General features: G+C 58.5%; 11 protein-coding genes and 1 tRNA gene. 8 read left to right on the top strand and 4 right to left on the bottom strand.

The genetic code is table 11. The annotated features are described in order from the left end of the window. The first annotated feature begins 143 nt into the window (after positions 1 to 143). A tRNA-Arg gene (locus ACTV8E_RS20210) sits at positions 144 to 220 on the top strand. A 38-nt stretch (positions 221 to 258) separates the two neighbouring features. Here the strand turns inward: ACTV8E_RS20210 and ACTV8E_RS20205 are convergent. Then, a complete protein-coding gene (locus tag ACTV8E_RS20205) occupies positions 259 to 729 on the bottom strand; it encodes a DUF4124 domain-containing protein (RefSeq protein WP_443200645.1) in 471 nt (156 codons plus the stop codon). A 319-nt stretch (positions 730 to 1,048) separates the two neighbouring features. On the opposite strand from ACTV8E_RS20205, the gene mgtE reads away from it, so the two are divergent. Continuing rightward, positions 1,049 to 2,491 (top strand): magnesium transporter, encoded by a 1,443-nt coding sequence (gene mgtE, locus ACTV8E_RS20200; RefSeq protein WP_251837810.1) that lies wholly within the window; start codon positions 1,049 to 1,051, stop codon positions 2,489 to 2,491. A gap of 73 nt (positions 2,492 to 2,564) precedes the next feature. Here mgtE and ACTV8E_RS20195 read toward each other — a convergent pair whose 3' ends face one another. After that, positions 2,565 to 2,888: an Arc family DNA-binding protein gene (locus ACTV8E_RS20195; protein ID WP_251837811.1), complete on the bottom strand. Its 324-nt coding sequence runs from the start codon at positions 2,886 to 2,888 to the stop codon at positions 2,565 to 2,567. Positions 2,889 to 3,147: 259 nt separating this feature from the next. Here ACTV8E_RS20195 and phnN point away from each other — a divergent pair, with 259 nt between their 5' ends. Together phnN and ACTV8E_RS20185 are read left to right on the top strand one after the other, a co-directional pair. After that, positions 3,148 to 3,714, top strand: a complete 567-nt coding sequence (gene phnN / locus ACTV8E_RS20190; RefSeq protein WP_443200644.1) for a phosphonate metabolism protein/1,5-bisphosphokinase (PRPP-forming) PhnN — start codon at positions 3,148 to 3,150, stop codon at positions 3,712 to 3,714. A gap of 86 nt (positions 3,715 to 3,800) precedes the next feature. Next, the gene (locus tag ACTV8E_RS20185) at positions 3,801 to 4,247 is read left to right on the top strand and encodes an Hsp20 family protein (protein ID WP_443200643.1); all 447 of its coding nucleotides are present in this window, start codon (positions 3,801 to 3,803) and stop codon (positions 4,245 to 4,247) included. A gap of 30 nt (positions 4,248 to 4,277) precedes the next feature. Here ACTV8E_RS20185 and ACTV8E_RS20180 read toward each other — a convergent pair whose 3' ends face one another. Both ACTV8E_RS20180 and ACTV8E_RS20175 read right to left on the bottom strand, forming a co-directional pair. Beyond that, a complete protein-coding gene (locus ACTV8E_RS20180) occupies positions 4,278 to 7,349 on the bottom strand; it encodes a sensor domain-containing protein (protein WP_443200642.1) in 3,072 nt (1,023 codons plus the stop codon). A gap of 314 nt (positions 7,350 to 7,663) precedes the next feature. Further along, on the bottom strand, positions 7,664 to 8,557 hold the full coding sequence (locus ACTV8E_RS20175; RefSeq protein ID WP_443200641.1) for a LysR family transcriptional regulator: 894 nt from the start codon (positions 8,555 to 8,557) through the stop codon (positions 7,664 to 7,666). 148 nt (positions 8,558 to 8,705) lie between these two features. Here ACTV8E_RS20175 and leuC point away from each other — a divergent pair, with 148 nt between their 5' ends. From leuC to asd, 4 genes are all read left to right on the top strand, one after another. Beyond that, positions 8,706 to 10,133: a 3-isopropylmalate dehydratase large subunit gene (leuC, locus tag ACTV8E_RS20170; RefSeq protein WP_251837816.1), complete on the top strand. Its 1,428-nt coding sequence runs from the start codon at positions 8,706 to 8,708 to the stop codon at positions 10,131 to 10,133. Between the two features lie 11 nt (positions 10,134 to 10,144). Further along, a complete protein-coding gene (gene leuD, locus ACTV8E_RS20165; RefSeq protein WP_443200640.1) occupies positions 10,145 to 10,792 on the top strand; it encodes a 3-isopropylmalate dehydratase small subunit in 648 nt (215 codons plus the stop codon). A 99-nt stretch (positions 10,793 to 10,891) separates the two neighbouring features. Then, entirely contained in the window at positions 10,892 to 11,974 is a 1,083-nt protein-coding gene (leuB, locus tag ACTV8E_RS20160; protein WP_443200639.1) for a 3-isopropylmalate dehydrogenase, read from the top strand. A gap of 55 nt (positions 11,975 to 12,029) precedes the next feature. After that, on the top strand, positions 12,030 to 13,142 hold the full coding sequence (asd, locus tag ACTV8E_RS20155; RefSeq protein WP_273535603.1) for an aspartate-semialdehyde dehydrogenase: 1,113 nt from the start codon (positions 12,030 to 12,032) through the stop codon (positions 13,140 to 13,142). The last annotated feature ends 286 nt before the right edge of the window (positions 13,143 to 13,428 follow it).

The following is a 13,428-nucleotide window of genomic DNA, read 5'->3' as shown; positions in this document are numbered from 1 at the left end:
TAGCTCAGCTGGATAGAGTACTCGGCTACGAACCGAGCGGTCGGAGGTTCGAATCCTCCTGAGTCCGCCACATCAGGAAGGCTGTCAGCAATGATGGTTTCCTAGCGTCAACCAGCGGTGATCTGGTTTATCAAGCGCCACACGGACTCATAGCTCAGCTGGATAGAGTACTCGGCTACGAACCGAGCGGTCGGAGGTTCGAATCCTCCTGAGTCCGCCACACACAAGAAGCCCGCAGAAATGCGGGCTTCTTGCTTTTCAAGGTTTGGCTTTCACGCAGCCCGCCTCATCGAAGACGACCTGACGAGTGTTGCCCTTGGCATCCCGGTAGTGATAGCGGGTCTGGTTGTTGTTCCTGCTGATCTTGTCCGGCGTGCCAAAGGCGCTTTCGATGTCCTGCTGATTCATTCCAGCCAAAACCTGCTGACGAATCCGCGCGGTGCGCTTCTGTTGACTGGTGAGCAGCACCCCGCACGGGGTCTCCGATTGGCTGCTGCCGATTACCAGGCCGGACTTATCGGTGCGGCGATCAGGTCTAGGGGGCTCCGGAGGCGGCAGGCTGTTGATCTGTGGCGAAAGGGCCTTCTGGGCAGCTCCAGGTGGGCAGGCCTGATCGGAAAAGCTGACATGGCCTTGTGAATCCGCGCAGCGATAGATGCTGGCAGCGGGCAGAGCGCTGGACAGGCCAAGCGCGACCAGGCAGCAGCTGGTGCGAAGCAATCCGTGCATAAGGGGTATCCCTAGGTGGTAAGCAGAGCCGCGCAGCATAGGCGGCGTGACAGGGCTTTGCAGTGTCCTGGTCTCAATCGAGTGCATCCCATAGGTGAAGATGGCCGAGCTTTGCCGTGCAAACGCTTGTAGTGCCGAACTTTTATCGCGCGCAATGGCCTCAGGCAGTGGTAATATTGCCCGGTCAGCCCCGCCGGGGCTTGTGGATTCCCACCATGGACTTACCCAGTAGTAACTCACTCACATTTTTGATTGCCCAATCGCGTATTGACTGATTGATCCCCTTTGGCGTGCTCCGCTTCTGGGGTGGAGCGCGCCAATGACTGAAGTAGAAGCCAAAAAGCCGCAAGAAAGCCTGCAAGACCGCTTGGCGCAGGTTGTCGACCTGCTGCACCGCCACCGCCTGGTCGAAGACCTTACCCATCGCCAGGAAGGTCAGCACCAGGATCGCGTTGACGATCTGGTGCGTCGGCAGAACCTCGCTGAGTTGCAACGCAAGCTTGACGAGCTGCACCCCGCCGACATTGCCCACATTCTCGAAGCTCTGCCGCTCGATGAGCGCTTGACCGTCTGGCAACTGGTCAAGGCCGAGCGCGACGGCGATATTCTTCTTGAAGTCTCCGATGCGGTGCGCGAAACCCTGATCGCCGACATGGACGATCATGAGCTGATCGCCGCTACCCGGGACATGGATGTCGATGAGCTGGCCGACTTGGCGCCGGAGCTGCCGCGCGACGTCGTCCACGAGCTGATGGAAAGCCTTGATGCGCAGCAGCGCGAGCGCATGCGCTCGGTGCTGTCCTACGAGGAGGATCAGGTCGGCGCGCTGATGGACTTCGAGATGGTCACCATCCGTGAAGACGTCAGTCTGGAAGTGGTATTGCGTTACCTGCGCCGCCTCAAGGAATTGCCTGGGCATACCGACAAGCTGTTTGTGGTCGACTACGATGGCGTGCTCAAGGGGGTGCTGCCGATCAAGCGCCTGCTGGTCAATGACCCTGAGAAGCAGGTGGCCGACGTCATGGCCAGCGATCCGGTCAGCTTTCATCCCGATGAGGATGCCTACGACGCTGCCCAGGCGTTCGAACGCTATGACTTGGTGTCTGCCCCTGTGGTCGACAAGAACGGCAAGCTGATCGGTCGACTGACCATTGATGAGATCGTCGACTTGATTCGTGAGGAGAGCGAAAGCGAAGTCCTCAACATGGCCGGTCTGCGCGAGGAAGAAGATATCTTCGCCTCGGTGTGGAAGTCGGTGGGCAACCGCTGGGCCTGGCTGGCGCTCAATCTGATTACAGCCTTTATTGCTTCGCGGGTGATCGGGTTATTCGATGGCTCGATTGAGAAGCTGGTTGCTCTGGCCGCATTGATGCCTATTGTTGCAGGTATCGGCGGCAATTCCGGTAATCAGACCATCACCATGATTGTGCGCGGCATCGCCCTGGATCAGGTCGGCACTGGCAACACCTCGCGACTGTTACGCAAGGAGCTGGGTGTGTCGTTGGTCAACGGACTGCTGTGGGGTGGCGTGATCGGTTTAGTGGCTTGGTGGCTGTACGGCAACTGGTCGCTGGGCGTGGTCATGACGGCGGCAATGACCCTCAATCTGCTGCTGGCGGCGTTGATGGGGGTATTGATTCCGATGACGCTTGAGCGCCTGGGAAAAGACCCGGCGATGGGGGCCAGTGTCATGATCACGGCGGTGACCGACAGTGGTGGCTTCTTTATCTTCCTAGGGCTGGCAACACTGTTCTTGCTCTAAGCGAAAACAAGGCGGTTCGGTTATAGATATAAAAAAACCGGCAAGAGCCGGTTTTTTTATATCTGTTTCACTGTTATTCGCCGGCTGCCATTTCCATGTCATGGGCAATGAGCGCGACCAGCGCGTTTTGTTGGCGGCGAGTTAGCTGGCGGAAGCACTGCACCAGTTCGCGTTCATTAAGCGTCAGCTCAGGACTGTCTAGGCGCGAGGCCAGGTCATCGGCCAGTGAGGCCTCTTGAATCATGCTCTGCTCAAGGCGGGCAATGATTTCGGAGTTCATGCTGCGGTGATGAGTGCGAGCTACTTCGGCGATGCGCTCGCGCATGCCGTCGGGCAAGCGGACAACGAATTTGTCAGCCGTGCGGCTTGAATAAACAGCCTGTTTCATAGGGCGCATACGTTATCAACCAATAGTCTAGAAGGGTGCTGGGAATGGCGCTTAAGTCGCAGGTTGGACTTAAGTCCGGCCTTTAAGTTCAACAACATCTTCTTTTTTATAAATATTGTCGCAAGACATTCATAGTTTGGTTCACTTAAAGGCTTTTTGCCAGCACCGATCATCCAGAATGCGATTGCATGCTCAGTATTTGCTCAGCGAGCGAGGCGTAAGGAACGTTCTGGGCGCAGCGGTGTCTGGCGGTTTTTGGGGAGGCAAGATGAGTCACCTGATCTATCTCATGGGGCCTTCAGGCTCCGGCAAGGATAGCCTGTTGAACGCCGCCCGTGACTCTTTGCAGGCGCGTGGATGTCATATCGCGCGTAGAGTCATCACTCGCTCTGCGGAAGCCGTGGGCGAGGATGCGGTGAGTGTCGATGCCCAGGAATTTGCCCGCTTGAAAGAGCAGGGCGCCTTTGCGTTGAGCTGGCAGGCCAATGGTCTGGCTTATGGTATTCCCCGTGTAATTGATGACTGGCTGGGCGGTGGCCATGACGTCGTGGTCAATGGTTCCCGCGCCCACCTGCCCGCCGCCCGGGCGCGTTATCCGCAGTTACAGGCGGTGTTGTTGGAGGTGGATGAGGCGGTGTTGCGCCAGCGTCTGCTGTCGCGTGGTCGTGAATCAGCTAAGGACATCGATGCGCGCCTGGGACGTAGTGCCAGGTTGCGGTCCGATGCAGGAATGGAAGGCGTCTGGCGGTTGGATAATTCCGACTCGCTCGAGATGAGCGTTGCGCATTTTTTGCAGTGGTTCGATGGGCTGCCGGTCAGGCATCCGGACTCTTGAAATTTCCTCCGTAAACCTCATGTAGTCAGCGTGGGATGCCGAAGTCGGGTCCCGCATTTCCTTGCTGATTACTCAGGAGAATTTTCATGAGCACTGCATTTTCCATGGCGCCGCTGTTTCGTCAGTCTGTTGGTTTTGATCGCTTTAACGACTTGTTCGAGTCGGTCCTGCGCAACGAGAGCGGCAGCAGCTATCCACCCTATAACATTGAAAAGCACGGTGATGCGCAATACCGAATCGTCGTGGCGGCGGCTGGTTTTCAAGAGCAGGACCTAGAGTTACAGGTCGAGCGCGGCGTGTTGACGGTGAGCGGTGGAAAGCGTGAGCGCGAGGGTGAAAGTGTCACCTATCTTCATCAGGGAATTGCCCAGCGCGCTTTTAAGTTGTCGTTCCGTCTGGCCGACCATATCGAGGTTCAGGGGGCGGCTTTGCAAAATGGTTTGTTGAATATCGATCTCGTGCGCATCGTGCCGGAAGAGGCCAAGCCCAAGCGCATCCCGATCGGTGCTGCGCGCCACGCGTTGCAGAGCTGACAGCACCCTGCTTGAAAAGAATGTCCGCGATTATTCGCGGACATTCTTTTTTGAGGCGTCGGGTGTGTTCGTGGCGGTCAGCAGAGCGTGGAAATCTTCCGGCGGGATCGGGCGACTGAAAAGGTAACCTTGATACAGGTGACAACCCTCTTGTTGCAGGAAGTCCAGCTGCTCTGTTTCTTCCACGCCTTCGGCAATGGTCTGCAGACCCAGGCTGTGGGCCATGGCAATGATTGCACGAACGATTGCGCCGTCATTGCTGTTGAGCAGCGCATCATGGATGAAGGACTGATCGATTTTAAGCGTATCCACCGGCAGGCGCTTGAGGTACGTGAGTGACGAATAGCCGGTACCGAAATCATCCATGGCGAAGGCGACACCGATACGTTTAAGGCGTTGCATCTTGTGAATGGTGTCTTCGATATTGCGGATAGCCACGCCTTCGGTGATTTCCAGCTTCAGTGTCTGTGCCGGAAGCGCGCTTGCCTTCAGGCAATTCTCCACGTCTTCGACAAAGTCGTAGTGGCGGAACTGGCGAGGGCTGATATTGACGCATAAGTGAAAATTGGCCGGCTCGATCAGCGCCTCATCGAGAAACCAGGCGCAAGCTTGGCAGGCGTTGCGCAATATCCAAAGTCCTACCTCCTGGATGAGGCCGCTCTCTTCCAAAACCTGCATGAAGCGCTCGGGCGTCAGCTCGCCACGCTGTGGGTGCTGCCAGCGCAGCAAGGCTTCGGCGCCGATGATCTTCTGGCTGCGAGCATCGACTTGCGGTTGAAATACCAGTCTGAACTGCTGGCGGGGGAGCGCCTGGCGCAAGTCGTTTTCCAGCAACAGGCGCTCGCTGACCAAGGCCTGCATGTGGCTGCGAAACACATGAATGCTGTTGCGCCCGGAATCCTTGGCCCGATAGAGCGCGATGTCGGCGCGTTTGAGCAAATCATCGGAGCTGGTGCCGTGATCGGGTATCAGGGCGATGCCAATGCTGGTTGTGAGTTGCAGGTGGCGGCCATCGATCAACATGGCCTCGGCCAGACGTCTGCGGAGTTGCTCGGCCACCAGGTGCACTTGGCGAATGACTTGCGCACGTTTGCCTTCCAAACCGGAAAGCAACACGACAAATTCATCCCCCCCAAGGCGAGCCACGGTATCTTCCCGGCGCACGCTGGCTTGCAGGCGGCTGGTGACCATGCGCAGGACCGCATCGCCGACGGGATGGCCGAGGGAATCGTTGATGTGCTTGAAATGATCCAGATCAAGGAACAGGACCGCGCCACGCAAATCGTGACGGGTGAGCAAGGCAATCTGCTGGGTCAGGCGGTCGAGCAGCAAGGCGCGGTTGGGCAGGTTGGTCAGTGAATCGTGGTAGGCCAGGTGCTGGATCTGGGCCTGAGCTTCTTTCAACTCGCTGATGTCGCGCGCCGTCAGCAGCAGGCAATCGCAGCCATTGAGGGTGATGGACTCAACCGAGACTTCGGCAAATTTCAATTGGCCGTCTCGGTCTAGCAGGTGCATTTCACGGCGTGGCAGGCGGCCGTTGCGCTCGAGGGCTTCGGCCATCTGCTGACGTTGTTCAGGGCTGATCCACAGATTCAAATCTCCCAGGGTGCGACCGATCACGTCCTCGGTGCTATAGCCGGTCAGGCGCCGGAACCCCTCGTTGACTTCGATGAAGCGGCCGCCGCCTCGCTCAAATATGGAGATGGCGTCGGGGCTGGAATGGAACGCCTTGGCAAATTTTTCCTCGCTGGCCTGTAGCGCTTGGGCGGCTTGCTGCTGGCGAGTTATATCGTGGAATGAAGTGGTGATGTAGCGCTGGCCGTCCACCTGGATGTAGCGGCTGGAAATCAAGCAGGTCAATTGCTGGCCGTGTTTGGTGTGAAACAGAGCCAAGACATTGTCCAGCACCTGGTCGCGGGCGAGTTGATCGAACAACTCCCTTCGTTGCCCGATATCGGACCAAAAATTGAGGGCCTGGGCACTGTGGCCGACTATCTCGTCGGGCTGCCAGCCAAAAACCTCGGTGAAGCTGGGATTGATTTCCAGAAACTCCCCGTCATCAATCCGTGACACGCAGATCGGTGCGGGGCTGGCATGAAACAGCGTGGCGAATTTTTCTTCAGACGCGGCCAGGTGTTGTTCGCGCACGACACGCTCGGTGATGTCGATGAGGATGCCAGTCATGCGCAATGGGTTACCGGCAGCATCCCGATAGAGGCGGGCGGTGCTTTCCAGGTGATGGACCTCACCTGTGCTGAAGCGCGAGCGATAGGTGGTGTGATAATCATCGCGCTTGCCGCTGAGCAGCTCACGGTAGGTGCGACGCATTTGTTCGCGATCGTCTTCATGGACGCTGGCAAAGAACATGCGGAAATTACCCTGAAACGATTGGGCGGCTAGCCCATGTAGGGCTGCTGCGCGAGCCGAGCCAAACAAGGTGTCGCTGGGGATGTGCCAGTCCCAGGTGCCCAGCATGGCGGACTCCAGGGCCAGCGCCAGCCGTTCGCGGCTGTCTTGCAACGCCTGTTCCTGAACCCGCTGCTGGCTCATGTCGCGTAGGGTGGTCACCAGGCAAGGCTGGCCGTGCAGCTCAATGGGGGCGCTGTAGAAGCGACAGCTGCACAGACTGCCGTCACGTTTGCGCAGGTGCGCTTCGAAATCGCTCAGGCTGCCATGCCTGGCCAACTGCTCGCGCAGCTGGTCACGCTCAAGGGGATCGATCCAGAGGCCAAGCTCATCGGGAGTGCGGCCAATGGTGTCTTTTTTGCTCCAACCGAACAAGCTTTCAAAACCGGCATTGACTTCGACGAAACGCCCACCGGCCAGCTCACTGATCACCACGGCGTCGGGTGTATTGCGCAAGGCGTTACTGACGATTTCATCCTGATTGAGCAGGTTGTGTCGTTCGTCGTGCTGCAGACTGATGTCGCGTACGGTGCCCAGGATATGTCGCCTGCCCTGTAGGTCAGTGTGCAAGCGGCCCTTGAGCTCCAGCCAATGTAAGCTGTTGTCGGGCCAGTGCAAGTGATGGGCGATGGGTTTGCTCGCCGGCGGCGTGGCAAAGATGGAGCGAAAATAGCGCAGCAGGCGCGGACGATCCAAGCGAGGAATACGGCGGAGGTACGCGCGCCCATGTGTGAGTCTTGCATGCAGTACCGGGCCAAGCAGTGTCTGAGCAGTGGAAGACCAATGAAGCTTTCCACTGTCTAGCTCCAGGCACCAGGCTCCCAGTTCGGCGCAGTCAAGCGCAGTCTCGAGCCAGGTGCTTTCCAGCATGGGGTTTGGACTCTGGGCTGCCTGTCGTGTGTCGAAGGGCGACAACGCAGCTCGCGAACTGTCTTTGGTCATCAAGCGCCCCGGGCAGTGAGAAGCTACAACCGTCGTTCATGCCAAGTGGATATGGGACTACGGTAGGCTTATCTCGGTTCTCCAGGCAAGGATTTCGGCTGGGTGTCGAGCAACAGCATGAACGCTTTCGCAGCGTTGGACAGTGTGCGTTCGGTATGCACGATGTAGCCAAGCTGGCGTGACAGATGAATACCGGGCAACGGCAGGCGCACTACCTGCCGATCGAGCATGGTAAGGGGCAGAACGCTCCAGGCCAGCCCGATGGAAACCATCATCTTGATCGTCTCCATATAATTGGTGCTCATGGCGATGTTCGGTGTCAGTCCCTGGCTTTCAAACAGTTTATGAACGATATGGTGTGTGAAGGTGTTGCTACCGGGAAAAACCGCTGGATGGCGTGCCACATCGGCCAGGCTCACCGTACCATTGCTGGCCAAGGGGTGCTCGGGCGCGGCAACGAAATCGAGGGGGTCATTCCAAACGGGTACGGCCCGCACGGGCAGACGGGTTTCCGGTGCCAAAGTGATAACGGCCAGTTCCGCGCGGCCGTGCAGCACTTCCTCGTAGGCGACTTCCGAGTCGAGAAAGCGGATATCCAGGCTGACCAGGGGATAATGGCGCGTGAATGCCCGCAACAAGGGCGGGAGGCGGTGCAAGCCAATATGATGGCTGGTCGCCAAGGTTAGCCGACCACTGATCTCGCCATTCAGGTTACTCAAGGCGCGGCGCGTGTCGTCCAGTACGTTGATGATCTGATAGGCGCGGGGTAACAGCGCACGCCCGGCCTCGGTCAGACCCACTTCACGGCCCAGGCGGTCAAACAGCCGCACATCGAGCTGCAGTTCCAGCGCTGCGATGCGCTTGCTGACTGCGGGCTGGGTCAGGTGCAAACGTTCGGCGGCGAGAGAGAAGCTGCCTGTTTCAGCGATAGCCAGAAAGGCCTGCAGGGCGGCGAGGTCCATGGAAGGAGTTCCGGGAAGTCATCCTGCGCATTCCTGTTTGGAATCCGTTGGATGAAAAATATGAATTTGAGTTATTCCTCTCAAGTTCATAGCATAAAATCCATAAGCGCAAGGGCTCTGCCCATAAGAAACTGATGAGGAATGTCCAATGGCCGGTAAAACGCTCTATGACAAGCTCTGGGAGATGCACGAGGTCAAGCGTCGTGATGATGGCTCGTCGTTGATCTATATCGACCGCCACATTTTGCACGAAGTTACTTCGCCCCAGGCGTTTGAAGGCCTGCGCCTGGCTGGCCGCAAGCCTTGGCGCATCGATGCCAATATCGCCACGCCGGACCACAACGTGCCGACTACCAAGGCCGAGCGCCAAGGTGGACTGGAAGCCATCGCCGATGAAGTGTCGCGCATTCAGGTGCAGACCCTCGACGAGAACTGCGATGACTTTGGCATCCTCGAATTCAAGATGAACGACGTGCGCCAGGGCATCGTCCACGTAATCGGTCCGGAACAGGGCGCTACCTTGCCGGGCATGACCGTGGTTTGCGGTGATTCGCATACCTCGACCCACGGCGCTTTCGGCGCGCTGGCCCACGGTATCGGTACCTCGGAAGTCGAGCATGTGCTCGCCACCCAGTGCCTGGTGGCCAAGAAGATGAAGAACATGCAGGTGCGGGTCGAAGGCAAGCTGCCGTTCGGCGTCACTGCCAAGGATATCGTGCTGGCCGTGATCGGCAAGATCGGCACCGCCGGTGGTAATGGCCATGCGCTGGAATTCGCCGGCAGTGCGATCCGCGACCTGTCCATGGAAGGGCGCATGACCATCTGCAACATGTCCATCGAGGCGGGTGCCCGCGTTGGCATGGTAGCGGTGGATGAGAAGACCATTGAGTACGTCAAGGGTCGCCCCTACGCACCCAAAGGCGCCGACTGGGAAAAGGCGGTCGAAGTCTGGCAAGACCTGGTGTCCGATGCAGACGCCGTGTTCGACACCGTGATTGAAATGAAGGCCGAAGACATCAAGCCGCAGGTCAGCTGGGGCACCTCGCCGGAAATGGTCCTGGCCGTCGATCAGAACGTGCCGGACCCGGCTGGTGAGAACGATCCGGTTAAGCGCGATTCCATTGTTCGCGCATTGAAATACATGGGCCTGACTGCCAGCCAGCCCATCACCGATATCCGCCTGGATCGCGTGTTCATCGGCTCCTGCACCAATTCGCGGATCGAGGATCTGCGCGCCGCGGCCATCGTTGCCAAGGGCCGCAAGGTCGCCGCGACCGTCAAGCAGGCGCTGGTGGTGCCAGGCTCGGGATTGGTCAAGCAGCAGGCCGAGCAAGAGGGGTTGGACAAGATTTTCATTGAGGCGGGCTTTGAATGGCGTGAACCGGGCTGCTCCATGTGCCTGGCGATGAACCCGGACAAATTGGGCAGCGGCGAGCATTGCGCTTCCACATCCAACCGCAACTTTGAAGGCCGTCAGGGCGCAGGTGGTCGTACCCACCTGGTCAGTCCGGCCATGGCTGCCGCTGCGGCGGTGACCGGCCATTTCATCGATGTTCGCGAACTGATCCAGGCCTGAGGAGACGCACCATGAGAGCCTTTACCCAACACACCGGCCTGGTCTGCCCACTGGATCGTGCCAACGTCGATACCGACCAGATCATTCCCAAGCAATTTCTCAAGTCGATCAAGCGCACCGGCTTTGGCCCGAACCTGTTCGATGAGTGGCGTTATCTCGATGTCGGCCAGCCGAACCAGGACTGCTCGGGGCGCCCGATCAATGCTGAGTTCGTGCTCAATTTCCCCCGTTACCAAGGTGCCAGCGTGTTGCTGGCCCGTGAGAACTTCGGTTGCGGCTCCAGTCGTGAGCATGCTCCCTGGGCCCTGGAAGAGTACGGTTTCCGTACGATCATTGCGCCCAGCTTCGCCGATATCTTCTTCAACAACAGCTTCAAGAACGGTCTGTTGCCGATCATCTTGAAGGAAGAAGAAGTCGATGAGCTGTTCCAGCAAGCCGAGGCCACCGAAGGTTACCAGTTGACTGTGGACCTGGCTGCGCAGACCGTGACCCGCCCGGACGGCAAGCAGTACCGGTTTGAGGTCGACGCCTTCCGCAAACATTGCCTGCTTAACGGCCTGGATGACATCGGCCTGACCCTGCAGGATGCCGAGGCGATCAAGGCGTTCGAGACGCGCCACCGCGAAAGCCAGCCCTGGCTGTTCGGCGCCATCAAGTAATCGATAAGGGTAGGGTGGATGATGCTTCATCCATCCCCCTATGCAGTTTTTCGGTGGATGAGAAAAGCGTCATCCACCCTACGAAAATAGAGGAAAGCAATGAGCAAGCAGATTCTGGTTCTCCCGGGTGACGGTATCGGTCCGGAAATCATGGCCGAGGCGGTCAAGGTCCTGCAGGTTGCCAACGAGAAGTACGCGCTGGACTACGAGCTGTCCTATGACGAGCTGGGCGGTGGCGCTTACGACAAGTACGGCGTCCCGCTGGCTGATGAAACCCTGGAGCGCGCTCGCCAGGCCGATGCGATTCTGCTCGGCGCCGTGGGCGGCCCGAAGTGGGACACCATCGATCCGGCGCTGCGTCCTGAGCGTGGACTGCTAAAGATTCGTTCGCAGCTGGGCCTGTTCGGAAACTTGCGTCCAGCACTGCTGTATCCGCAATTGGCTGCCGCATCGAGCCTGAAACCCGAGATTGTGGCGGGTCTGGACATTCTCATCGTTCGCGAATTGACCGGTGGTATCTACTTCGGCAGTCCGCGCGAGACGCGCATTTTGGAAAACGGTGAGCGCCAGGCTTACGACACCCTGCCGTACAGCGAAAGCGAAATTCGCCGCATCGCCAAGGTCGGCTTCGACATGGCGCGCGTACGCGGCAAAAAACTGTGCTCGGTGGACAAGGCCAACGTCTTGGCGTCCAGCCAGCTGTGGCGCACCGTGGTCGAGGAAGTGGCCAAGGACTACCCGGACGTCGAGCTGAGTCATATGTACGTCGATAACGCCGCCATGCAGCTGGTGCGTGCACCCAAGCAATTCGATGTGATCGTGACCGACAACATGTTTGGCGATATCCTTTCGGATGAAGCCTCCATGCTTACGGGTTCCATCGGCATGCTGCCGTCCGCCTCGTTGGATGCGCGCAACAAGGGCATGTATGAGCCGTGCCATGGTTCGGCTCCGGACATTGCCGGCAAGGGGATTGCGAACCCGTTGGCAACAATCCTCTCGGTCTCGATGATGTTGCGCTACACCTTCAATCAAGGTGCTGCTGCCGATGCGATCGAGCAGGCGGTGAGCGTTGTTCTCGATCAGGGCCTGCGCACTGGCGATATCTGGTCCGAAGGCTGCCAAAAGGTCGGAACTCGCGAAATGGGCGATGCAGTAGTCGCCGCGCTGCGGAATCTGTAATCTCTCGGGCTCGCCGCTCAGGTGGCGGCCCACTTCTTTTCTTAGGGTTGCTTGAATGAAACGTGTAGGTCTGATCGGTTGGCGCGGCATGGTCGGTTCCGTGCTCATGCAGCGGATGCTGGAAGAGCGGGACTTTGACCTGATCGAGCCGGTGTTCTTCACGACGTCCAATGTCGGTGGCCAGGGCCCGGCGATTGGCAAAGAAACTGCGCCGTTGAAGGACGCCTACAGCATTGATGAGCTGAAAAGCCTCGATGTGATTCTGACCTGCCAGGGCGGCGACTACACCAACGAAGTATTCCCCAAGCTGCGTGAAGCCGGCTGGCAGGGCTATTGGATCGACGCTGCCTCCAGCCTGCGCATGCAGGACGACGCGGTGATTGTGCTGGACCCGGTCAACCGTCGGGTGATCGACCAGCAGCTGGACGCCGGCACCAAGAATTACATCGGTGGCAACTGCACCGTGAGCCTGATGCTGATGGCGCTCGGGGGGTTGTACGAGGCGGGTCTGGTTGAGTGGATGAGCGCCATGACCTACCAGGCAGCCTCCGGTGCCGGCGCGCAGAACATGCGCGAACTGATCAAGCAGATGGGCGCGATTCATGGCGCAGTGGCAGATGACCTGGCCAATCCCGCCAGCGCCATCTTGGAGATCGACCGCAAGGTCGCCGAAACCCAGCGCGGCGAAGGCTTTCCGGTGGACAACTTTGGCGTGCCGCTGGCTGGCAGCCTGATCCCCTATATCGACAAGGAGCTGCCCAACGGGCAGAGCCGCGAAGAATGGAAAGCTCAGGCTGAGACCAACAAAATTCTTGGCCGCTTCAAGAATCCGATCCCGGTCGACGGGTTGTGCGTGCGCGTCGGTGCCATGCGGTGCCACAGCCAAGCACTGACCATCAAGCTGAACAAGGACGTGCCGATTTCGGATATTGAAGGCATGATCAGTCAGCACAATCCTTGGGTGAAGCTGGTGCCAAATCAGCGCGAGCTGAGCATGCGTGAACTGTCGCCGACAGCCGTTACCGGTACCTTGACCGTGCCTGTTGGTCGCTTGCGCAAGCTCAACATGGGTTCGCAGTTCCTCGGGGCTTTCACCGTTGGCGATCAGTTGTTGTGGGGTGCTGCCGAGCCCTTGCGACGTATGCTGCGCATTCTGTTGGAACGCTAAGCTTCTGCGCTGAAAACAAACGCCACACTTGTTGTGGCGTTTGTGTTTGCAGCTCAAATGCTGGTTTTTCTGGCGCCGTCCGGCGCGATTCTCCTGTCGGTGGTTACGAATGCTTCACAGGGCGCCCCGTTTTGGTTAGTCACCATCCGGCTCTTATCAATCGAAGCTCGGGGAGGCGAAGGATTAGCGGTGGCCTGATTTTGAAATAAGAATTCTCCTGTCAGGTCCGGTGTTCTTTGGCGACAGTTTCAATGTATTGCTGCGCAGTCCGCTGACTTAGGTAGCG

This window comes from Pseudomonas sp. B392_1p, from assembly GCF_052245235.1.
Classification (GTDB): Bacteria; Pseudomonadota; Gammaproteobacteria; order Pseudomonadales; family Pseudomonadaceae; genus Serpens; species Serpens gallinarum.
Note: the sequence above shows the minus strand (reverse complement) of the source record. Positions and strands in the feature narration are given on the sequence as shown.

Excerpts from the sequence above, each read along its gene's own strand:
- leuD (WP_443200640.1), top strand. The coding sequence starts at position 10,145 with ATGAGAGCCTTTACCCAACACACCGGCCTGGTCTGCCCACTGGATCGT.
- ACTV8E_RS20195 (WP_251837811.1), bottom strand. The coding sequence starts at position 2,888 with ATGCGCCCTATGAAACAGGCTGTTTATTCAAGCCGCACGGCTGACAAA.
- phnN (WP_443200644.1), top strand. The coding sequence starts at position 3,148 with ATGAGTCACCTGATCTATCTCATGGGGCCTTCAGGCTCCGGCAAGGAT.
- asd (WP_273535603.1), top strand. The coding sequence starts at position 12,030 with ATGAAACGTGTAGGTCTGATCGGTTGGCGCGGCATGGTCGGTTCCGTG.
- ACTV8E_RS20175 (WP_443200641.1), bottom strand. The coding sequence starts at position 8,557 with ATGGACCTCGCCGCCCTGCAGGCCTTTCTGGCTATCGCTGAAACAGGC.
- ACTV8E_RS20185 (WP_443200643.1), top strand. The coding sequence starts at position 3,801 with ATGAGCACTGCATTTTCCATGGCGCCGCTGTTTCGTCAGTCTGTTGGT.
- leuC (WP_251837816.1), top strand. The coding sequence starts at position 8,706 with ATGGCCGGTAAAACGCTCTATGACAAGCTCTGGGAGATGCACGAGGTC.
- mgtE (WP_251837810.1), top strand. The coding sequence starts at position 1,049 with ATGACTGAAGTAGAAGCCAAAAAGCCGCAAGAAAGCCTGCAAGACCGC.
- ACTV8E_RS20205 (WP_443200645.1), bottom strand. The coding sequence starts at position 729 with ATGCACGGATTGCTTCGCACCAGCTGCTGCCTGGTCGCGCTTGGCCTG.
- leuB (WP_443200639.1), top strand. The coding sequence starts at position 10,892 with ATGAGCAAGCAGATTCTGGTTCTCCCGGGTGACGGTATCGGTCCGGAA.